Here is a 21086-nt window from a genome sequence, read left to right as displayed (position 1 = left end):
GCCGCCGGTTCAGGCCGACCTCGCCGCGAACCCCCGGGACAGCAGGTCCAGGGTGAGCAGCGGGGCGGACTCGGCGGGGGCGTCGATGCCCGGGTCGCAGGCCAGCACGGCCTGGTGGAGGCGCTTCATCCGGGGCGACGGCTCCAGGCCCAGCTCGTCGTGGAGCATGGTCCGCAGCCGGTGCACGACCTCCAGCGCCTGGGTGCGCCGCCCCGAGCGGTACAGCGCCAGCATGAACTGGGCGTGCAGGCTCTCGTGGGTCGGGTAGTGGGCGCACAGCGCGCTCAGCTCGCCCAGCAGGTCGTGGTGGCGGCCGAGCCGGAGGTCGGCGTCGATGCGCTGCTCCTGCACGCTGATCCGGGTCTCCTCCAGGCCGGCCAGATGGACCCGCAGCACGGGCCCGGCCTGGACGTCGGAGAGGGCGGTCCCCTCCCACAGGGCGAGCGCCCGGGAGAACAGCTCGGAGGCGGCCTCGTCGTCCTTGCCCAGCTCCGCCCGGCCCCGCCGCACCAGCTCGTGGAAGCGGGTGACGTCCAGTTCCTCGGGGCCGACCGCGAGCAGATAGCCGCCGTCGCGGGTGCGCAGCAGTTCGCGCGCCGCCTCCAGGCTGCCGATCCGGGGCACCCGCTTCAGGATCCGGCGCAGCTGGAGGACGTACGACTGGAGGGTGGACAGTCCGGTGTCGGGCGGGTTGCCGCCCCACAGCTCCTCTATACAGGTGCCGACCGAGACGACGTGATTGGCGTTGAGCACGAGCAGCGCGAGGAGCTGACGCTGCTTCGGTGCCGTCGGAGCATAGTCGCAGCCCATTTCACGTACGCGTAGTGAACCAAGCACAGAAAATTCCATGTCGACCTCTCGCACGCGTTTATCGTGCCGTTTTACCGACCCATTACCAAAAGCCTTGGCAATCGGCGTTTTCCGGTGTCACGAGCGTATCCCCGTGGATCGGGACTCCCTCCGATGCACGTACGGGATCCGTCAACTCGCCCCTTCTCCGCCCCCTATCGGGAATTCAGCCAGCCTCCCTCGGGATTCCGTAGCGTCGGTCGGCGTCGGCACGAAATCCCCGAGGAGGCACGCGTGCGACTCGCAGGGAAAGTCGCCATCGTCACCGGTGGCACCAAGGGCCTGGGCCACTCCGTCGCCCAGGCGTTCGCGAAGGAGGGGTGCCGGGTCGTGTGCGCGGCACGCCGGCCCGACGAGCGGGGCGAACTGCCGCCGCTCGGCGCCGGCGACCTCGCCCACCACCCGGTCGACGTGCGCGACCCCGGCTCGGTGGATGCGCTGATGCGGGCGACGTACGAGACGTACGGCCGGCTGGACGTGGTGGTCGCCAACGCGGGCCTCAGCCGCCCCGGCCCGGCCGAACGGCTGACGCCCGAGGACTGGTCGGACGTGATCGCCACCAACCTCAACGGCACGTTCCTGACGGTGCGTTCGGCGATCCCGTACGTGGAGCGCGACGGCGGCGGCCGGATCATCACCCTGTCCTCGGCCCTGGCCACCCGGGTCGCGCGCGGCAGTTCCGCCTACGCCGCGTCCAAGGCCGGCATCGAGGCGCTCACCCGGGTCGTCGCCGTGGAACTGGCCGGCCGCCCGGTGACCGTCAACTGCCTGAGCCCCGGCTTCGTCGACGAGGGCATGGGCCGGGAGCTGGCCCGCAACGAGGCCCTGTGGTCCTACTACGGCGGCAAGATCGCCCAGGGCCGCGCGGGGCGCGCCGACGAGATCGCCGAGGCGGCGCTCTTCCTCGCCGGTGACGCCTCCTCGTACGTCAACGGCCATGTGCTGGAGGTCAACGGCGGACTGAGCTGGTGAACGGGCCGGTGCACCCGGCACGCCCACACGAGGACCCACCCATGGAAGGTCAGTGGCAGTGACACAGGCAGGCACACACACATCGGCGCACCGGCGCCGGGTCGTGATCACCGGTATCGGGGTGATCGCCCCCGGCGGGCTCGGGACCAAGGCGTTCTGGTCCACGCTCACCGCCGGACGCACCGCGACCCGCGCCATCACGCACTTCGACGCCTCCACGTTCCGCTCCCGGATCGCAGGCGAGGCCGACTTCGACCCGGCGGCCGAGGGACTCGGCCCGCAGGAGCTGCGCCGGATGGACCGCGCGGCACAGTTCGCGGTGGTCGCCGCCCGCGAGGCGCTCACCGACAGCGGTCTGGAGGACACCGGCCGCGCCCCGCACCGCACCGGTGTCGCCATCGGCAGCGCGGTCGGCGCCACCATCAGCCTGGACCGCGAGTACGCGGTGGTCAGCGACTCCGGCGCGACCTGGACCGTGGACCACCGTTACGCCATGCCGCATCTGTACGACTGGTTCGTGCCCAGCTCGCTGGCGCGCGAGGTGGCCTGGGTGGCCGGCGCGGAGGGACCGTCCGCGGTGGTCTCGGCGGGCTGCACCTCCGGCATCGACTCGGTCGGGCACGCCACCGAGCTGATCCGGGAGGGATCGGCCGATGTGATGATCACCGGCGCCACCGACGCGCCGATCTCCCCGATCACGGTGGCCTGCTTCGACGCGATCAAGGCGACCACCCCGCGCAACGACGACCCGGAACACGCCTCGCGCCCCTTCGACCGCACCCGCAACGGCTTCGTGCTCGGCGAGGGCTGCGCCATGTTCGTCCTGGAGGAGCTGGAGCACGCCCGGGCCCGCGGCGCGCACGTCTACGCCGAGATCGCCGGGTTCGCCGGGCGCTGCAACGCCTACCACATGACCGGACTGCGGCCCGAGGGCCGGGAGATGGCCGAGGCCATCCGGGTCGCCCTCGACGAGGCGCGGATCCCGCCGGAGCGGATCGACTACATCAACGCCCACGGCTCGGGCACCAAGCAGAACGACCGGCACGAGACCGCCGCGTTCAAACACAGCCTCGGCGCGCACGCCTACGCCACCCCGGTCAGCTCCATCAAGTCGATGATCGGGCACTCGCTGGGCGCCGTCGGCTCCATCGAGATCGCGGCCTCCGCCCTGGCGATGGAGCACGGCGTGGTGCCGCCGACCGCGAACCTGCACGAGGCCGACCCCGAGTGCGACCTGGACTATGTGCCCCTGGTGGCCCGGGAGCACCGCACCGACACCGTCCTCACCGTCGGCAGCGGCTTCGGCGGCTTCCAGAGCGCCATGGTGCTCACCCGGCCCGATCGGCGGGCGGCATGAGCGCCCGCGCGGTGGTGACCGGCCTGGGTGTGGCCGCGCCCAACGGCCTGGGCACCGAGGAGTACTGGAAGGCGACCCTGCGCGGCGAGAGCGGCATCGGCCCGCTCACCCGCTTCGACGCCTCCACCTACCCGGCCCGGCTGGCGGGCGAGGTCACCGGCTTCCACGCCCCCGACCACATCCCCGGCCGGCTGCTGCCGCAGACCGACCACATGACCCGGCTCGCCCTGGTCGCCGCCGACTTCTCGCTCGCGGACGCGGGCGCCGACCCCGAGAAGCTCCCCGAGTACGGGATGAGCGTGGTGACCGCCAACTCCTACGGCGGCTTCGAGTTCGGCCAGCGGGAGCTGGAGAAGCTGTGGAGCCAGGGCGGCAGCCATGTCAGCGCCTACCAGTCCTTCGCCTGGTTCTACGCCGTCAACACCGGCCAGATCTCCATCCGGCACGGCATGCGCGGGCCCAGCGGGGTGCTGGTGACCGAGCAGGCGGGCGGCATCGACGCCACCGGCCACGCCCGCCGGCACATCCGCAAGGGCACGCCGTTCGTGCTCACCGGGGGCGTCGACGGGGCGCTGTCGCCGTGGGGCTGGACGGCGTATCTGTCGGTGGGCGAGCTGAGCACCCGCGAGGACCCGCGCCGGGCCTACCTCCCCTTCGACGCCGACGCCTCGGGCTGGGTGCCCGGGGAGGGCGGGGCCGTCCTCACCGTCGAGGACGAGGAGTTCGCGCGCGAGCGCGGCGCGGGGCGGCCCTACGGCGAGATCGCCGGCTACGCCAGCGGCGTCGACCCGCGGCCGGACTCCGGCCGCCCGCCCGTGCTGCGCCGGGTGATCGAACAGGCCCTGGCCGACGCCGGACTCGGCCCCCGGGACATCGACGTCGTCTTCGCGGACGCGGCCGGGGTGCCCGAACCGGACCGGATCGAGGCCGAGGCCGTCACCGCCGTGTTCGGCGAGCGCGGGGTGCCGGTCACCGCGCCCAAGACCCTGGTCGGCCGGCTGGCCGCCGGCGGCTCCGCGCTGGACACGGCGACCGCGCTGCTCGCCCTGCGCGACGGGGTGATCCCGCCCACCGCGCACGTCACCGACCCCGCCCCCGGCTGCGCCGGACTCGACCTCGTGCTGGGCGCCCCGCGCGAGGCACGGCTGCGCACCGCCCTCGTCCTGGCCCGCGGCACCGGCGGCTTCACCGCCGCGCTGGTGGTCCGCGCACTCGACGGGCCGTGGCCGCGGTCCGCCTGACCATCCGCCAGTCCCGATCGGACAACCCTCACGCCCAAAGGAGAACCCTCGCCATGTCCCAGTTCACCGTCGAGCACCTCAAGGCCCTGCTGGAGCAGGCCGCGGGTCAGGACGCCGACGCCCCGGCCCTGACCGCCGACACCCTCGACTCCTCGTTCGGCGACCTCGGATACGACTCGCTGGCCATGCTGGAGGTGGCGAGCCTCGCGCAGCGCCAGTGCGGCATCACCCTGGAGGACGAGGCGGTGTCCGACGCCGACACGCCCCGCAAACTCCTGACCCTGGTGAACGGGCTGATCACGGCGGACGCGGCGTGAAGGCGCTGGTCACCGGGGCGTCCGGCCCCCGCCTCGAGTCGGTCGCCGAGCCGCGGCCCCGGCCGGACCAGGCGCTCGTCGAGGTCCGCGCCATCGCCGTCAACCGCGGTGAACTCGCCCTGATGGGCCAGCTGCCCGCCGGCTCCCGGCTCGGCTGGGACGTCGCCGGCACCGTCCTGCGGGCCGCCGCCGACGGCAGCGGCCCGCCGGCCGGCACCCGGGTCACCGCGCTGGCCGACCGCGACGGCTGGGCGGAACGCGTCGCCGTCTCCCCAACCCGGCTCGCCCCCGTCCCGGACTCCGTGGACTGGCCGGCCGCCGCCGCCCTGCCGGTGGCCGGACTGACCGCCCTGTACGCGCTGGAGTACGCCGGGGTGCTGCTCGGCCGGACCGTCCTGGTCACCGGCGCGGGCGGCGGCGTGGGCCGCACCCTGGTCCAGCTGGCCGCCGCCGCGGGCGCCGACGTGCTCGCCCAGGTCGGCTCCCCCGGCCGCGCCGAGGGCCTGCGGGCCCTGGGCGCACGGTCGGTGACGACGTACGACGAGACCGACGCGGACGCCGTGAACGGCGAGCCGGTGGACGTGCTCCTCGACAGCAGCGGCGGCCAGGTGCTCAACCGGGCCTTCCGTCGGCTGCGCCCCGGGGGCACGCTCGTCGCCTACGGCAACACCGCCCGCGAGGAGCTGCGGCTCACCGTCGACTGGGGGCACGCCCGCCCCGGCCTGCACATCCGCTATCTGCACCTGTTCGACGAGCTGACCCGCCGCACCCCGGCCGGCGACCTCACCGCGCTGGTCCGTCTCGTGACGACGGGCCGGCTCGCCCCGCAGCTGGCGTCCGTGGGCTCCTGGATCGACCCGGGCCCCGCCCTCGACGCCCTGCGCGACCGCAAGGCCAACGGCAAGGTCGTCCTCACGCTCTGACACCTCGCGTGCGTCACCTTGCGTGTGCCGGGCCCGGCGGTGTGCGGACCGCCGGGCCCCGTCGCGTCCGCGGGCCGGGACCGGACCCGACCCGCCCACCTGCCGTCCTCCAGCACCCCCGGGCACGGTGGGAGGCATGAGCCTGCCCACCACCACGCCGTACGACCGTCTCCGCCCGTCCGTGCCGCCGCCCCGGGTGGAGGAGGTCGCCGACGGGATCCACGCCTTCGTCCAGCCGGACGGGGGCTGGTGCCTGAGCAACTCCGGGATCCTCACGGGCCGCCGGTCGGTGGCCCTCGTGGACTCCGCCGCCACCGAGGCCCGGGCCCGGGGCCTGCGGGCGGCCGCGCTCGGCCTCGGGCGCGGGGAGCCGCGTACCGTCCTGAACACCCACCACCACGGCGACCACACCTTCGGCAACGCGGTGGCCGCGCCGGGGGCGACCGTCGTCGGCCACGAACTGGCCCGCACCGAGATGGCCGAGCGCGGCGAGGCCCTCAAACAGGTGTGGCCCGACACCGACTGGGGCGACCTCGGCGGCATCGAACTCTCCCTGCCCACCGTCACGTTCACCGACCGGCTGACCGTGTACGTCGACGATCTCGCCGTGGAACTGATCCATGTCGGCCCGGCGCACACCAACAGCGACGTCGTGGTGTGGCTGCCCGGGCAGCGGGTGCTGTTCGCCGGTGACGTGCTGATGCCGGGCTGCACGCCGTACGTGCTGGCCGGGTCGGTGCTCGGCTCGCTGCGGGCCGTGGAGCGGCTGCGCGCGCTGGCGCCCCGGGTGGTCGTCGGCGGCCACGGCCCGGTCGCCGGACCCGGGATCCTCGACGAGACCGAGGCGTATCTGCGATGGCTGGGACGCCTCGCCGACGAGGGCCTCGCCGCCGGCCTCACCCCCTACGAGACCGCCCGGGAGGCCGCGGCCGGCCCGTACGCGGAGCTGCGCGACCCGGAGCGGATCGTCGCCAACCTGCACCGCGCCTTCTCCGAGGCGCAGGGCAGGCCCCTGGACACCCCGATCCGCTCCGGCCCGGTGTTCGCGGAGATGACCCGCTACAACGGCGGCCGCCCGCCCACCTGCCTGGCCTGAGCGCCGCACGCGAAGGGCCCGCCCGGTCTGCACCGGGCGGGCCCTCCTGTCACGCCCGCGTCAGACGGCGGCCACTCCGGCCCGCTGCTCCGCGTACCGCTTGGCGTGGCCGAGCGTGGCCAGGCTGTTGGTGCCCAGCGCCTTGCGCACGAACGCGCGGGCGTCGGCGACCGTGGCGCTCTCGCCGAGCACGGCGGTGACGTTGTCGGGGTTGATGACGACCGTGTGCCGGGAGGTCGCCGACAGGCCCTGCGGGGTGTCGGTCAGCGTCCAGGCGCCGGTGTGCACGGTGAGCAGGGCCGGCACCCGCTGCTGCTTGTAGACGATCCGGCCGGGCGCGAAGCCGACCCGGACCGACTTGGTGGTGTGCGTGGAGCCGTCCGTGGCCCGTGTGTCCATCTCCAGTTCCTGGATGCCGGGCGCGGGCTCGTCCAGCACCAGCCGCACCACGTGCGGCAGCCGCTCCTGCCAGAGGTCGGCGCGCCAGACGAAGTCGTACACGTCCTCGGCGCGGCCCTGGACCAGCACGGTGTCCTCGAACTCCAGGAGGAGTTCGCCGAGCCGGTCGGCCTGTTCGGCACTGGCGCGCAACCGTTCCAGTTCGGCGCCGCTGTTGTGGTCCAGGGCCCGCTCGATCCAGGAGACGTTCTCCGGCAGGTCGTCCACGGCGGCGAAGTCGTGGTCGAGGACCACCTCGCTGCCGCCGTCCGGCAGCGGGCGGACCGTCCAGGTGCCGCCCATCGCGGCGACCGGCGGCTGGGAGACCTCCTGGCGGAAGGTGATGGTGCGGGCCACCGGGTCGAGGCGGCGGCGTGAGGTCCAGGCCTTGACCTCGCCGTTGGCGGTGGCCCAGATCCGCAGGGTCTCCTCGCCCTCGCCGGCCGGGGTCTGCTCCACGTGCACCGAGGGCGGGAAGACGTGCGGCCACCGCTCCGCTCGCGCGAGCAGGCCGTAGACGGTGTCGGCCGGGGCGGCGACGGTGACGGTGTGACGGGCGTGGTGGGTCTGCGCCATGGGGAAGCCGTTTCTCTCGGAGGAGGCCGAGGGCCTCTCTTTCGGATCTTGCCGTGGGTCGCGGGGTCTGGCACGCACATCTGCCGCGTTGTCGTCGGTTGTCAACGCTCCGCGTTGCCGCCCTCCTCCGCCTTGCAGCTGCACGCACCAGACCCCGCTCGACCAAGCTCACAACTCCCGCGGACCGGAACCGGCCTGATCCGAAAGACAGGCCCTAGGTCGCTCGGAGGGGTCGGTGGGGGCCAGGTCGTGTCCGCAAAGTCCCGCCTGGCTCGCGCTGCCCTTCGGGCAGACGGCGCTACTTTGCGGACACGACCCAGGGCTCAGTAGTTGCCGAGCCCGCCGCACACGTTGATGGCCTGGGCGGTGACGGCCGCGGCGGCGTCGCCCGCCAGGTAGCGGACCAGGGCGGCGACCTCGTCCGGCTGGGTGTAACGGCCCAGCGGGATCTTGGCGTTGAACCGGTCGAGCACCTCGTCGGTGCCGATCTCCCAGGCCGCCGCGTAGCCCTCGCGGACCCGCTGGGCCATCGGGGTCTCGACATAGCCGGGGCAGACCGCGTTGACGGTGACACCGGTCTTCGCCAGTTCCAGGCCGAGTGCCTTGGTGAAGCCGACCACGCCGTGCTTGGACGCCGAGTAGGGGGCGCCCAGCACCACGCCCTGCTTGCCGCCGGTGGAGGCGATGTTGATGATCCGGCCCCAGGACTTCGCGCGCAGGCCGCCGGTGGTGAGGACCTCGCGGGTCATCCGGAACACGCTGTTGAGGTTGGTCTCGATCACGTCGTACCAGAGGTCGTCGGCGATGTCGGCGGTGACACCGCCGCCGGACCGGCCCGCGTTGTTGACCAGGACGTCCACCCCGCCGAACCGTTCCACCACGGCCGTGACCGCCCGCCGGACGTCCTCGGCCTCGCGCACGTCGGTCGCGAGGCCGGCGGCGTCGACACCCTCGGCGGTCAGCTCCTTCACCGTGCTCTCCACGGCGTCGGCGGTCCGCGCGGTGACGAACACCCGGAAGCCGTCCTGGCCGAGGCCGCTCGCCACCGCGCGGCCGATGCCGCTGGTGGCGCCGGTGATGAGGGCCGTCCTGGGGTGCTGCTGGCTCGTCATGCCTGGTTCCTTCCGTCGGATGTGGTGTCGGCCGAGACGGTCCGCAGGGCGCCCCGGTGGAAGACCAGCGGGGGCCGGGAGGCGTCCACGCCCAGCTGGACCACCTCGGCCACGGCGAAGAAGTGGTCGCCGAGCCGCTGGACCTGCCGGACGAGACAGTCCAGCCAGGCGGAGGTGCCGGGCAGGACGGGGTTGCCGTGCGGCGACTCCCACCAGGACAGGCCGGCGAACTTGGCGGCCGGACCGCCCGTGCCGCTGCTCGTGGCGAACCGCGCGCACAGCTCCCGCTGGTCGTGGGCGAGGACGTTGACGGTGAAGGAGCCCGCCCGGCTCATCGGCGGCCAGCTGGCGGACTTCTCGTCGATGAAGATGCCCACGAGCGGCGGGTCGAGCGACACCGACACGAACGAGCCCACCACCAGTCCCGCGGGCCCGTCGCCGGTGGCGGCGGTGACCACGGTGACGGCGGTCGGGACGTGGCCGAGGATGTGCCGGAACACCTGCGGTTCCACATGCTCTCCCACAGGCGGAGCCGTGGTCATGACGACCTCCCGGTGGTTGTGCTGGTCAACGGCGATGCTGGCAGCGGCGGTTGGAGAACCGGTCTGGGATCGCTGTAGGGCCGCCGCCGTCCGTCCTCCACCGGGGCCCCAGCGGCCCCGCGCACGATGAGGGCACCCCGCCCGGCGCAAGGAGGCCCGCCCGTGCCCGTACCGCAGCAGCGCGATCCCGACCTGACCCGCGAACGGCTGACCGCCTGGCTGTCCGCCCGGCTGCCCGGCGCGACGGATCTGCGGACCCGCGTCGAGGTGCCCGAGGGCCTCGGCTTCTCGAACGAGACGCTGCTGGTGGACGCGGCGTGGGAGGAGAACGGCACCGCGCGCGCACGCCGGCTCGTGGTCCGGGTCGCGCCCACCCGGTACCAGGTGCTGCCGGGCTCCCGGCTCGCCGAGGAGTACCGGGTGCTGAGCGCGCTGCGGGACACCGACGTCCCCGTGCCGGGCGTCCTGGGCTTCGAGCCGGACCCCGGGCCGCTCGGCGCCGCGTTCCTCGTCATGGACCGGGTGTCCGGCTGGGTGCCCCCGGACCTGCCGTCGTACCACCGCCCGGGCGGCCCGCTGGCCGCGCTGGCCGGGCCGGAGCGGGCGGCCGTGTGGTGGGCGGGCGTCGAGGTGCTGCACCGGGTGCACCGGCTCGACGTCACCGGGCTCGGCCTCGACGGTCTGCGGGACTCCCCGCACGGCCCGGGCGGCCTCACCCGCCAGCTCGACCACTACGAGACCCATCTCGACCACTTCGGCGGCGGCACCCCGGTCACCGCGGACGCCCTGCGGCTGCTGCGCGACGGCCTGCCGCCCGAGCCGGCCGCGCCGAGCCTGCTGTGGGGCGACGCCCGGCTCGGCAACCTTCTCCTCGACGGGGTGGCCCCGGCCGCCGTGCTCGACTGGGAGATGGTCTTCCTGGGACCCGGCGAGGCCGACCTCGCCTGGTACCTCTACTTCGACCGGCACCTCAGCGAGGGCGTGGGCGTGCCCCGGCTGCCCGGACTGCCCGGCCGCGCCGAGACCGTGCACCGCTACGAGGAGCTGTCCGGCCGGTCCGTGGCGCACCACCTGGACTGGTTCGAGGTGTTCGCCGGCTTCCGGTTCGCCCTGATCGCGGCCCGTGTGGGCCGGCTCCTGGTGGAGCACGGCCTGGTCGCCGACGCGGCCGACGTGCCGCTCGCCCGCAACGCCGAACGGCTCCTGGCCCGCACGCTGACCGCCCTGAGCTGATCCGACGTACCCGATCCCCATCGAAAGGCCGTCCCATGGAAACCCATCAGCACCGCGCCGACGCCCTGGTCGTCGGCACCGGCTACGCCGGTTCGATCGCGGCCCTGCGGCTGGCCGAGGCCGGGGTCGCCACCCTCGTGCTGGAGCGCGGCCGGCGCTGGCCGGTCGGCCCCGAGGGCGACACCTTCGCCACCCAGCACGCGCCGGACGGCCGCGCCTCCTGGCTCAGCCCGCGCTCCCCGCTCACGGACCGGACGCTGGACATCCGTACCGGCGTCCTGGAGTCCCTGGAGGGCGAGGGCCTGACGATGATCGCGGCGGCCGGTGTCGGCGGCGCCTCGCTGCTCAGCAACGGCACCATGGTCGAGCCGTCCGCCGCCCTGTTCGAGCGGGCCTTCGCCGGGGTGCTCGACCGGGACGAGATGCACGATGTCTGGTACCCCGAGGCCCGGGAGCTGATCGGCTGCTCCCCGATCCCCAAGGACGTCCTGGAGTCGGACTTCTACCGCTCCTCCCGGGACTTCATGGAGCAGCTGGACCGGGCGGGCATCCCGCACGAGCCGGTCGACCTGGCCGTCGACTGGGACGTGGTCCGCGAGGAGATGGCGGGCCGCAGGACCGCCTCGCACATCGCCGGGCTCAACGTGTTCGGCGTCAACAGCGGCGCCCAGCGCAGCATGGACGTCACGGTGCTGGCCCGCGCCGAGGCCACCGGCCGGGTCGAGGTCCGCCCGCTCTCCCGCGTCACCGGGATCCGCCCGGCGGGCGAGGGCCACCTGGTGTCCTACGACGAGCTGGACGAGGGCGGCCGGGTGGTCGCCCGGCACGAGGTGCGTGCCGCTCATCTGGTGCTGGCCGCCGGGACGCTCGGCACCACCCGGCTGCTGCTGCGGGCCCGCGCCGAGGGCGCCCTGCCGGACCTGGACGCCTCGGTGGGCAGCCGGGTCGGCAACAGCGAGGTGATCACCGCGCGGACCGGGATGGCGCCCAACAACCCGGCGCAGGGCGGCCCGTGCTCGGTGCTCGTCCGGGACTGGGAGGACAACCCGTACGCCCCGGTCACCCTGCTCAACTTCCCCTGGGTGGACGCGCCCGCCGACGAGGGCTGGATCACCACCATCGGCGCCTCCCCGACCGAACCGCTGGGCTCCTTCGGCTACGACGCCGACGCGGACGACGTCGTCCTGAACTGGCCCGTCGAGGACCCGCGGGTGCAGCGGGCGGCCCGGGCGGTGCAGGACACCCTGGACCGGCTGAACGCGGCGACCCCGGGCAGCCGTACCGCGTTCAACCGCATCGGCACGACCGGCGGGAACGTCGTCGGGGGTGTGCCGCTGGGCCTGGCCACCGATGCCGGCGGCCGGGTGCACGGCGCGCGGAACCTGTACGTCGTGGACAGCTCGCTGCTGCACGGCTCCTCCGGCGCGGTGCCGCCGGCGCTGACCGTGGCGGCGGTGGCCGCGCGGGTGACGTCGCTGCTGGTGCCGTCGGTCGCGGGCCGCTGACGGCCCGGCACGACAGGAGGGGCTCCCCGAACCCGGCCGGTTCGGGGAGCCCCTCCTCATGTGCCCTGCCGTCAGCGGAAGTTCGGCATGACCTGCTCGGCGAAGAGCCGGGCGCTGCGGGCCGACTCCTCGTAGGTCGGGTTGCCGGAGATCAGCTGGAGGCTGATGGTGACGTCCCCGAACCACTCACGGATGGTGCGCAGCCGCTCGGTGACCTCCTCGGGGCTGCCGACCAGGGTCTTGTTCTCGGTCAGCGACTTGTCGAAGTCCGCCTTGTTGATCTTGTCGACGATCGACTCGTACCCGGCGTACCCCTCGCTGCGGCGGGTGCCCCAGGCGGCGACCGCGTCCACCATCACCGCGTTGGTGCGACGGGCGTACTCCCGGCCCTTGGTGCGGGCCTCGGCAGGGTCCTCGCTGAGGTAGCAGCCGTAGCTGAGGTGCACCTCGTCGCCGCCCGCCGGGTGGCCGGCCTCGGCGTAGGCCTTGCGGTAGAGGGTGAGCATCTCCTGGACCTTCTCGCGCTTGGAGATCGACGGCACGAGCAGCAGCCCGTGACCGTCGCGGCCCGCCTGCTCGCAGGAGGAGGGCGTGATGGCCGCGGCGACCAGGATCCTGGGGTGCGGGCGCTGGTAGGGGCGGGGCAGCAGGGTGACCGGGCCGAAGCTGTGGAACTCGCTGTCCCAGACCACGTTCTCCTCCGCCCACAGCTTCTGGCAGGCGCGCAGACCGTCCAGGAAGCGGGGCCGGCTCTCGTCCATCGGCAGCTGGAAGGCGTCGAACTCGTCGGGCAGGAAGGCCCGTCCGAAGCCGACCTGGAGCCGGCCGTGCGAGATGTTGTCCAGCATGGCCAGCTTGCCGGCCAGCTTCACCGGGTGCGTGAACGCCGGGATGACGGCGCCGGTGACCAGCTTGACCCGGCTGGTGCGGGCGGCCACGGCGGCCAGGAAGGTCACCGGGTCCGGGCTGTAGCCGCCGTACTCGAAGAAGTAGTGCTCGACGGTCTTCACATGGTCGTAGCCGAGTTCCTCGGCGAGTTCGGCCAGGCGCAGAGCCTCGTCGAAGTACTGGTCGGCCGGCTTGTCGTCCGGGCCGACGGTCGGGAAGAAGTTGATGCCGAATTCCATGGATGCTCCAAGCTCCGTGTGGTCGGACGAGTCGGGCGGGGCGCTCGGTCGGGCTGCGGGACCGCTCAGAACACGACGCCGGCGCCGCCGTCCACCGGCAGCACCAGGCCGGTGGCGTACGACGCCTCGGGGCGGGCCAGGTTCACCAGCCACCAGGCGATCTCCTCGGGCTGTCCGACCCGGCCGAGCGGCACCCGCCGGCGCTGGCGCTCGCGCAGCCGCGCCACGCCCTCGGCGTCCAGGCCCGCGTGCTCGCCGATCGGGGTCTCGACCGGGCCGGGCGCCACGGCGGCGACCCGGATGCCGCGCGGGGCGAGTTCCAGCGCCCAGGTGCGGGTGAGGAAGTCCAGGGCGGCCTTGGTCGCGCCGTACACCGAGTGGCCGGGCCAGCCGCGCTGGTTGCCGGCCGTGGTGACGTTGAGGACCGTGCCCTTGGCGGCCTCCAGAGGGGGCAGCGCCTCCTGGGTGAGGAAGAGCGGGGCGAGCAGGTTGGTGGCGACCTGCTCGTGGGTGTTTTCGCGCGCGATGGCGCCGAGCGGTGCCGAGCGCATGGTCACCGCGTTGTTGACCAGCACGTCGAGGCCGCCGAGCGCGCTCAGCGCGGCCTCGACGATCCGGGCGGGCCCGTCGGCCGCGCCGACGTCCGCCACGCAGGGGTGGATGCCGGGGCGCCCGTGGGCGGTCTCGGCGAGCCGGGCGGCGCCCCGCCCCACCACCAGGACACGGGCGCCCTCGTCCGCGAAGGCGTGCGCGGCCGCCCGGCCGATCCCGGTGCCGCCGCCGGTGACGACGACGGCCCGTCCGGCCAGGCTCCGCACACCGTCGGCGGCGGTCACAGCTCCGTGCGCTCCCCGTCCGTGCCGACCGGCGACCACCACAGGTTGGCCCGGGTCACCCCGTCGGCGAACAGACCGCTGCGGCCCTCGACGATCCGCCCGTTCTCCCAGCGCAGCACGTGCACGCCCTCCACCTGGAGGCGCTCGTACGGCGAGGTGGCGCCCTCCTCGGCGTGGGCGCGGTAGCCGTCGAGGCGGTAGATGTCGACGGAGATGCCGTCCTGCTCGTTGACCAGGACGCTGACGGTCTCGGAGGTGATCCGGCCGCCGCAGGCCTCCATCAGCTTGGCCATCTTCTCCAGGTAGTCGTCGAGTCCGGTGAACCAGCCCGCGAACTGGTGGTTGCCCGGCATCTGGAAACGGAGGTCCTCGGACCAGTACTCGGTGATCTTGTCGCGGTCGCCGGTCAGGAGGGCCGCGTAGGCCGCCTCCACCCGCTCGCGTGTCAGATCGGCCATGGCTTCTCCTTCTGCTGTCCGAGGCCGGTGTGCGAACCGGCCTCACTGTCGTGGGAGTTGATCCGGTGCCGGACCAGCCAGCGGTCGCCGTGGCGTACCAGCAGGTCCCGGCCGGTGGTGCTCAGATGCAGTGCGGCACGGCCCCCGGGCGGGGTCTGCACCAGCACCGCGCAGTAGCGGGTGGTGAGCGCGCCGTCCGGCAGCCGGCGCACCGTGAGCATCCCGATGAGGTAGCGCCGCACCCGCCCGGCCGCGGCGCGTTCGGCGACGGCCCCGCGCGCGGCGGCGGCGATCTCCGCGCGCCCGCGCCGGACGGGCGGCGCGTTCCCGGCGAAGACCTTCTCCGGCGGGGCCTCCTGCTCGAAGACGGCGTCCTCGGCGAAGGTCAGGGCCCAGCGGTCGACGTCCCCGTCGCCGAGGAGCTGCACCTGGCGGGCGTAGAACCGCTGGACCTCGTCGTAGAGACGGGCATCGACACCTACGGCGGGAACGCCGGGCGCGCCGCTCTCCGGCGGCGTCATGTCAGGCCCCGTCGTGGAAGATCTCGCGGTGCTTGATGAACCACCGGGCACCGCGGCGGACCAGCAGGTCCTCGCCGGTGGTGCTGAGGTACACCGACGCCTGGCCGCCGCGCGGGGTCTCGAAGACGACGGCGTAGTAGCGGGTGCGCACGGTGTCGTCGGCCCCGTCGACGGGGTCCGCCGGCGTGGCGACGACCATGGACAGCCAGTGCCGGCGCTGGACCCCGCGCTCGGCGAGCCGGTCCAGGCCGCGGCGCATGGAGGTGGCGATGTGGGTGCGGCCGCGCCACGGCTCGGGCTTGACGTTCTGGGCGAAGACGCCGTCCTCGGTGAAGCCCTCGGCCCACTCCTCGGCGGCACCCGTGTCGAGGTCCTGCATGTGCCCGGCGTAGAACTGGAGGATCTGGGCGTAGGCCTCGGCGGTGACCGCGGGCGCGGTGGCCGGGGCGGTGCCGGCGGCGGTCACCGGGCCGCGCCGGGCTGCCGGGCGACGCCCTCGACGACGACGTCGCTGAGGTGCGGCTCGCCCTCGATGACCGTGCCGAGCGCCTTGAGCCGGGCCCGGAACTCCGGTTCGGCCAGCGCCTTGTCGAAGGACTCCTTGCTGTCCCACTCGGCCACGTTGAACCAGATGCCGGGGTCCTTCTGGGAGCGGACCAGCTGGTAGCGGATGAGGCCGGGCTGCTCCTCCATGAACTCCGCGACGTGCGCGTAGATCCGCTCCAGCTCCTCGGGTTTGCCGATGAGCGTCAGCTTGTTGACGAAGACGACCACGAAGACTCCTCGTTGGGGCACGGGCGTTGAGTGCGGAAATCAGGTGCGGGGTCCACCTTTCAGGCCGGCGCTGATGGCGGGGTGGTGGCGTGTTGGAGGCCGGAGGCAGACCGGCACGACCGAGCCCCCTGCCGGGCGGCACCGCGCCCCGAGCCGTCCACGATCCGGGCTGCCGATCCTGAGGGCCGCGACCCTTGCGCCGCGGCCCGCGGGCCGCGACCTTCCGCCGAGCCACAGGAGCAACCGTGTCCCAGACACCCGTGTCCGAGGCGACCGTGCCGGTCCTGATCGCCGGTGGCGGTCTGTCCGGCCTGTCCACCGCACTCTTCCTCGCCCTGCACGGCGTCCGTCCCCTGGTGGTCGAGAAGCACCCGGGCACCTCGGTGGTGATGAAGGCGCGGGGCCAGTACCCGCACACGATGGAGGCGCTCAGGATCGGCGGGGTCGCCGACCGGATCGTCGCCGCTTCCCCGGGCGGCACCGGCTCCTTCTACATGGCGCTCGCCGACACCCTGGCCGGCCCGGTGCTGCGCGGCATCATGACCCAGGGCGAGATGAGCATGAGCCATGTGTCCCCCGAGGGCTGGGGGATGGCGAGCCAGGAGCGCACCGAGGTGATCCTGGCCGACCGGGCCCGTGAGCTGGGCGCGGACCTGTCCTTCGGCACCGAGCTGGTCTCCTTCGTCCAGGACGCCGACGGGGTCACGGCCCTGCTGCGGGACACGGCCACCGGCGCCGAGCGCGAGGTGCGGGCGGGGTGGCTGGTGGCGGCGGACGGCCGGCACAGTCCGGTCCGCCGGGCGCTGGGCGTCGGCACGCACGGGCGGGGCCGGATCGGCGAGGTCTTCCGGGTCTTCTTCGACGCGGACATGAGCGGATCCCTCGCCCACCTGGAGGGCGGCGTGGCGGAGGGAAAACGGTTCGCCCTGTTCCATCTGCTCCAGCCGGTGCCCGGCGTCTTCTACACCACCGACGTGCCCGGCCGGTACGGCTACATCCGGGGCATGACGAAGGACCGGCCCGACTTCTCCGGCTACTCCGACGAGCAGTGCGCCGAGCTGGTCCGCACCGGCCTCGGCATGCCGGACCTGGAGCTGACGGTGACCGGCGCGGGCGGCACGGAGATCGTGTGCGAGGTGGCCGACCGGTTCTCCGTGGGCCGCGTCCATCTGATCGGCGACGCGGCGAAGGTCGTCCCGGCACCCGGCGGCCTCGGCGGCAACACGGCCGTGATGGACGGCTTCTACCTCGCCTGGAAGCTGGCCCTGGCGGCCCGCGGCCTCGCCGGTCCCGGCCTGCCGGCCAGCCATGACGCGGAGCGCCGCCCCGTCGCCGACATGATCGCGGAGCAGCAGTTCGCCAACACCGTGGAGCGGCTCGGCCCCGACCTCGACGACGGGACGGCGGCCGCGCCGATCTCCCCCGTCACCCAGGTCTTCGGCTACCGCTGCGCCGACGGCGGCGCGGTGGTCCGCGAACCCGGCGACGAGGGCGAGCCGCTGGAGGACCCGACGGCGCCCACCGGCCGGCCCGGCTCCCGGGCGCCGTACGTGCCGCTGGACTCCGGCGGCTCCACCACCGCCCTGTTCGGCCACGGCTTCGTGCTGCTCGCCGGGGCGGACGGCGCCGCCTGGGAGGCCGCCGCGGCCAACGCGTCCCTGCGGCTCGGCATCCGGATCAGCGTGCACCGGGCGGGCGGCTGGGAGAAGACGTACGGCGTGAGCTCGTCCGGGGCCGCGCTGGTGCGCCCGGACCGGTTCGTCGCCTGGCGGGCGGCGGACGACCGGGACCCGGCCGGCCTGGAGTTCGCGCTGCGCACGGTCCTGGACCGCCCGGCGGGCTGATCCTGCCCCGCCCCAAGACCCCCTGTTGAACCTCTGGATTGGAGACAGCCATGACGATCGTGGTGACCGGGGCCACCGGCAACGTCGGCGGCAAGGTGCTGAGGCGGCTGCTCGCGGCGGGCCACCCGGTGCGGGCGCTGACCCGTGACCCGTCCCGGGCCGAGCTGCCCGCCGGGGTGGAGGTGGTGCGCGCGGACCTGGACCTGCCGGACACGCTGCCGGACGCCCTGGAGGGCGCGCGCCGGGTGTTCCTGATGGCGCTCGGCCACAACAAGCGCACCCATGACGCGAACCTGGTGGCGGTGGCCCGCAAGACGGGCGTCGAGCACATCGTCCAGCTCTCCACGCTCGGCGTGGAGGAGGTCGACGAGGAGCACGACACCCCGCTGGGCACGTGGCACCGCCAGGCGGAGAACGCCCTGCGGGAGTCGGGGCTCGGCTGGACGATCCTGCGGCCCAACGGGTTCATGACCCAGGCCCTGGGCTGGGCGCCGGCGATCCGCGGCGAGGGAGTCGTGCGCTCCCCGGTCGCCGATCTGCCGGAGGCGCTGATCGACCCCGAGGACATCGCGGAGGTCGCGGTGCGGGCCCTCACCGAGCCGGGGCACACGGGACGGGCGTACGCGCTGACCGGGCCCGCGGCGCTGACCGCGCGGGAGCAGGTCGCGGCGCTCGGGGAGGCGCTCGGGCGGCCGCTGCGGTTCGAGCAGATCTCGGTCGAGGCCCATCGCGCGATCCTGGCCGAGCGCTACGGCGAGGCGACGGCCGCCGGGGTGGCGAAGGCGCTGGCGACGGTGCTGGAGTCGGGCGACGACTTCCGGGGGCGGCTGTTCCCGGACCTCGAACGGGTCCTCGGCCGACCGGGCCGCTCCTTCCGGGACTGGGCATCGGCCCACGCCGCACACTTCGCCTGACCCCACCGGGGCGAACGCAGGCCGTGCCCGGTGTCCGCCGACGGACACCGGGCACGGGCGTGCGCCGGGGGGGCGGGGCCGCCGGCCCGGCCCGGCGACCGGGAGCGGCCGTTTGGGCACGGCCGACCGGCCACCTCGTCCGGCGACGGCCGACCGTGGTGCCCGGCCCGGTCGTGCGGGCCGTCAGGCGGCCGCCCGGGTGAGGGTTCGGCGGTCCTTCTCGTAGCGGGGCCGCCAGACCGCCCGGTACACGAACCGCACCGGCGGCGGCAGTACGCCGAGCGCCTTGCGGCGGGTCTCCTCGGGGGCGCCGTCGAGCACCCACGGGAAGTACACGGCGCCGCCCTTGAGGCCGAGCAGCCGTCGCTGGGCGGCGCCGAAGGTGTCGTACTCCTCCCTGCTGAGCAGGGTGGCGACGACGGGCAGGGCCGCCTTCTCCTCGTGGTCGAGGTGGTACACCAGCCGCTCGGCGACCGTCTCGACGAGGCCGGGCAGCAGGTCCTGGCGCCGGTCGGCCAGGACGTCCTCGACGGACTCCAGCATCGGGTCGATCACCGCGTGCTCGGCGTCCATCTCGTCCATCAGCCGCAGCCCGGCCGCGTCGTCGGCGAGCTTGGCCCGCATGAGGGGCCACAGCACGTCGTCCTCGGCGGTGTGGTGGATCGTCAGGAAGCGCTGGAAGACGTCCCAGCCGGTGCGGAAGGCCGAGCCGGAAGCGGCGCCGTCGTTGCGGGCGGCCGCGGCCAGCAGGCCCAGGTCGCGCCGGAACGCGTCGTGGGTGGCGTACATCAGGGTCAGGTCGGGCGCCGTGCGGGCGCCGTGGGTGCCGGTCATGGGTGGGGCTCCTTTCGGGCGTCGTACGGGTGCGGGAGCAGAGCCGCCGGCGCGGCGGCGCTGGGCTCAGACGACCGCGGCGACATCCGTGCGGGCCGCGTCCTCGGCCGAGACCCGGATGGTGAACAGGGCGATCAGGAAGGCGGCGACCAGGACGCAGCCGGCGACCAGGAAGCCCACGCCGTAGCCGTGCGAGAGGGCGTCGTTGACGGCCTCCTGGACCTGCGGCGGCATCGCTCCGCCGGTGGCCCCGTGCGCGTCACCGCCGCCGGAGCCGGGCATCAGCTCCTTCATCCGTTCCTCGGTGGCGTTCGCGGCGATCGTGCCGAGTACGGCGAGCCCGAGCGCGGCACCGACCTGCTGGCCGGCGTTGAGCAGCGCCGAGGCGACGCCGGCCTCCTCGTCGCGTACGCCGGCCACGGCCGCGAGGGCCAGCGGGACGAAGCACAGGCCGGTGCCGGCGCCGCCCAGCACCAGCGGGCCGAGCAGGTCGGCGGCGTAGGAGCTGTCCGAGCCGAGCGCCGACAGCCAGAACAGTCCGGCGGCGAAGACCAGCGTGCCGACGGCGAGCAGGGCACGCGGGCCGGTCTTCGCGATCAGGGCGCTGCTCAGGGTGGCCGTGACGGCCGCGCCGACGGCGAAGGCGAGGAAGGCGAAGCCGGTCCGCATCGGGCTGAAGCCGAGCACGATCTGGATGAAGAGGGTGAGGAAGTAGAAGAGCGCCATCAGCGCGGCGCCGATCGTCAGCATGATCACGTACGAGCCGGAGCGGGCGGGCGAGGCCCAGATCCGCAGCGGCATCAGCGGGGAGGACGTCCGGGCCTCGATGATCAGGAACACCACCAGCAGCGCGGCGCCGCCCACGATCGGCAGGACGGTGGCGGTGTCGCTCCAGTCGTGCGAGGCGGCGTTCATCAGGCCGTACACGAGGAGGGAGGTGCCGCCGGTCACGGAGATCGCGCCGGGCAGGTCGAGCCGGCCGCGGCTGGGGGTGGACTCCCGGAAGGCGCGGGGCGCGCCGAGCAGCACCAGCAGGCCGATGGGTACGTTGACGAAGAGCACCCAGCGCCAGCTCAGTGCGTCGGTGAAGACACCGCCGAGGACGTTGCCGAGGGCGCCGCCGAGGCCGGCGACCGCGCCGTAGACGCCCATCGCCTTGTTGCGTTCGGCGCCGGGCGCGAAGGTGCTGGTGAGCAGGGCGAGCGCGGCGGGGGCCACCAGTGCGGCGGCGACGCCCTGGAGGGCGCGGGCGGCCAGCAGCAGTTCCTGGCTGTTCGCCATGCCGCCGAAGAGCGAGGCGGCGGTGAGCAGGGCGATGCCGGCGATGAACGCCCTGCGCTGGCCGAACTTGTCCGCGATCCGGCCGCCGAGCAGCAGCAGGCCGCCGAAGGCGAGCGCGTAGGCGTTGACGACCCATTCCAGGTTGGTGGCCGAGAAGTCCAGCGCCTGCTGGATCGAGGGGAGGGCCACGTTCACGATCGACACGTCCAGCACGACCATCATCTGCGCGACGGCGATGAGGGTCAGGGCGAGGGACTTGTGGGCGGAACCGCCGGGCGGGGCCTCCCGCGCCGACATCTTTGCCTGTGGCTGTGTGGACACGGATCACTCACTCCT

The 21086-nt window shown here is 74.0% G+C and carries 22 protein-coding genes; 10 read left to right on the top strand and 12 right to left on the bottom strand.

The window, feature by feature from the left end:
* Positions 1-9: 9 nt before the first annotated feature.
* Positions 10-810, bottom strand: a complete 801-nt coding sequence (locus IE275_RS05165) for an AfsR/SARP family transcriptional regulator (protein WP_229870109.1) — start codon at positions 808-810, stop codon at positions 10-12.
* 273 nt (positions 811-1083) lie between these two features.
* On the opposite strand from IE275_RS05165, the gene IE275_RS05160 reads away from it, so the two are divergent.
* From IE275_RS05160 to IE275_RS05135, 6 genes are all read left to right on the top strand, one after another.
* Positions 1084-1821 (top strand): SDR family NAD(P)-dependent oxidoreductase, encoded by a 738-nt coding sequence (locus IE275_RS05160; protein WP_189708004.1) that lies wholly within the window; start codon positions 1084-1086, stop codon positions 1819-1821.
* Positions 1822-1873: 52 nt separating this feature from the next.
* Positions 1874-3178 carry a beta-ketoacyl-[acyl-carrier-protein] synthase family protein gene (locus tag IE275_RS05155; protein WP_308435633.1) on the top strand — a complete coding sequence of 435 codons (1305 nt, stop codon included), beginning with the start codon at positions 1874-1876 and terminating at the stop codon, positions 3176-3178.
* Positions 3175-4419, top strand: a complete 1245-nt coding sequence (locus IE275_RS05150; RefSeq protein WP_189708000.1) for a ketosynthase chain-length factor — start codon at positions 3175-3177, stop codon at positions 4417-4419. The genes IE275_RS05155 and IE275_RS05150 overlap by 4 nt, the downstream gene beginning before the upstream one ends.
* Before the next feature lie 53 nt (positions 4420-4472).
* Positions 4473-4736, top strand: a complete 264-nt coding sequence (locus IE275_RS05145) for an acyl carrier protein (RefSeq protein ID WP_189707998.1) — start codon at positions 4473-4475, stop codon at positions 4734-4736.
* On the top strand, positions 4733-5659 hold the full coding sequence (locus IE275_RS05140) for a zinc-binding dehydrogenase (protein ID WP_189707995.1): 927 nt from the start codon (positions 4733-4735) through the stop codon (positions 5657-5659). The genes IE275_RS05145 and IE275_RS05140 overlap by 4 nt, the downstream gene beginning before the upstream one ends.
* 136 nt (positions 5660-5795) lie before the next feature.
* Positions 5796-6755: an MBL fold metallo-hydrolase gene (locus IE275_RS05135; RefSeq protein ID WP_189707993.1), complete on the top strand. Its 960-nt coding sequence runs from the start codon at positions 5796-5798 to the stop codon at positions 6753-6755.
* 60 nt (positions 6756-6815) lie between these two features.
* Here the strand turns inward: IE275_RS05135 and IE275_RS05130 are convergent, their stop codons facing one another.
* From IE275_RS05130 to IE275_RS05120, 3 genes are all read right to left on the bottom strand, one after another.
* Positions 6816-7769: an aromatase/cyclase gene (locus IE275_RS05130; RefSeq protein ID WP_189707991.1), complete on the bottom strand. Its 954-nt coding sequence runs from the start codon at positions 7767-7769 to the stop codon at positions 6816-6818.
* A gap of 323 nt (positions 7770-8092) precedes the next feature.
* The gene (locus IE275_RS05125) at positions 8093-8881 is read right to left on the bottom strand and encodes an SDR family NAD(P)-dependent oxidoreductase (protein WP_189707989.1); all 789 of its coding nucleotides are present in this window, start codon (positions 8879-8881) and stop codon (positions 8093-8095) included.
* Positions 8878-9423: a flavin reductase family protein gene (locus tag IE275_RS05120; protein WP_189707987.1), complete on the bottom strand. Its 546-nt coding sequence runs from the start codon at positions 9421-9423 to the stop codon at positions 8878-8880. The genes IE275_RS05125 and IE275_RS05120 overlap by 4 nt, the downstream gene beginning before the upstream one ends.
* Before the next feature lie 162 nt (positions 9424-9585).
* Here IE275_RS05120 and IE275_RS05115 point away from each other — a divergent pair, with 162 nt between their 5' ends.
* Positions 9586-10656: a phosphotransferase family protein gene (locus IE275_RS05115; RefSeq protein ID WP_189707985.1), complete on the top strand. Its 1071-nt coding sequence runs from the start codon at positions 9586-9588 to the stop codon at positions 10654-10656.
* A gap of 35 nt (positions 10657-10691) precedes the next feature.
* Positions 10692-12161 (top strand): GMC oxidoreductase, encoded by a 1470-nt coding sequence (locus tag IE275_RS05110; protein ID WP_189707983.1) that lies wholly within the window; start codon positions 10692-10694, stop codon positions 12159-12161.
* A 71-nt stretch (positions 12162-12232) separates the two neighbouring features.
* On the opposite strand, the gene IE275_RS05105 is transcribed toward IE275_RS05110, so the two are convergent.
* The 6 genes from IE275_RS05105 to IE275_RS05080 form a co-directional block, all read right to left on the bottom strand.
* Entirely contained in the window at positions 12233-13288 is a 1056-nt protein-coding gene (locus IE275_RS05105) for an LLM class flavin-dependent oxidoreductase (RefSeq protein ID WP_189707981.1), read from the bottom strand.
* A 65-nt stretch (positions 13289-13353) separates the two neighbouring features.
* Positions 13354-14124, bottom strand: a complete 771-nt coding sequence (locus tag IE275_RS05100) for an SDR family NAD(P)-dependent oxidoreductase (protein ID WP_229870108.1) — start codon at positions 14122-14124, stop codon at positions 13354-13356.
* Positions 14121-14582 carry a nuclear transport factor 2 family protein gene (locus IE275_RS05095; RefSeq protein ID WP_189707979.1) on the bottom strand — a complete coding sequence of 154 codons (462 nt, stop codon included), beginning with the start codon at positions 14580-14582 and terminating at the stop codon, positions 14121-14123. Before IE275_RS05095 ends, IE275_RS05100 begins: the two co-directional genes overlap by 4 nt.
* Positions 14570-15103, bottom strand: coding sequence for a nuclear transport factor 2 family protein (locus IE275_RS05090; RefSeq protein WP_189707977.1), 534 nt, complete (start codon positions 15101-15103; stop codon positions 14570-14572). The genes IE275_RS05095 and IE275_RS05090 overlap by 13 nt, the downstream gene beginning before the upstream one ends.
* A 1-nt stretch (position 15104) precedes the next feature.
* The gene (locus IE275_RS05085) at positions 15105-15569 is read right to left on the bottom strand and encodes a nuclear transport factor 2 family protein (RefSeq protein ID WP_229870107.1); all 465 of its coding nucleotides are present in this window, start codon (positions 15567-15569) and stop codon (positions 15105-15107) included.
* Positions 15566-15898, bottom strand: coding sequence for an antibiotic biosynthesis monooxygenase family protein (locus IE275_RS05080; protein ID WP_229870106.1), 333 nt, complete (start codon positions 15896-15898; stop codon positions 15566-15568). The genes IE275_RS05085 and IE275_RS05080 overlap by 4 nt, the downstream gene beginning before the upstream one ends.
* Before the next feature lie 224 nt (positions 15899-16122).
* Here IE275_RS05080 and IE275_RS05075 point away from each other — a divergent pair, with 224 nt between their 5' ends.
* On the top strand, positions 16123-17721 hold the full coding sequence (locus tag IE275_RS05075; protein ID WP_229870105.1) for an FAD-dependent monooxygenase: 1599 nt from the start codon (positions 16123-16125) through the stop codon (positions 17719-17721).
* Positions 17722-17771: 50 nt separating this feature from the next.
* Positions 17772-18635 (top strand): SDR family oxidoreductase, encoded by an 864-nt coding sequence (locus tag IE275_RS05070; protein WP_189707974.1) that lies wholly within the window; start codon positions 17772-17774, stop codon positions 18633-18635.
* A gap of 183 nt (positions 18636-18818) precedes the next feature.
* Here the strand turns inward: IE275_RS05070 and IE275_RS05065 are convergent, their stop codons facing one another.
* Positions 18819-19469: a hemerythrin domain-containing protein gene (locus IE275_RS05065; protein ID WP_189707972.1), complete on the bottom strand. Its 651-nt coding sequence runs from the start codon at positions 19467-19469 to the stop codon at positions 18819-18821.
* A gap of 66 nt (positions 19470-19535) precedes the next feature.
* On the bottom strand, positions 19536-21071 hold the full coding sequence (locus tag IE275_RS05060; RefSeq protein WP_189707970.1) for an MFS transporter: 1536 nt from the start codon (positions 21069-21071) through the stop codon (positions 19536-19538).
* Between the last annotated feature and the right edge of the window lie 15 nt (positions 21072-21086).

The organism is Streptomyces phaeofaciens (genome assembly GCF_014648915.1).
GTDB classification, from domain to species: domain Bacteria; phylum Actinomycetota; class Actinomycetes; order Streptomycetales; family Streptomycetaceae; genus Streptomyces; species Streptomyces phaeofaciens.
The sequence above is the reverse complement of the archived record's forward strand: the minus strand, read 5'-3'. Positions and strand labels throughout refer to the sequence as shown.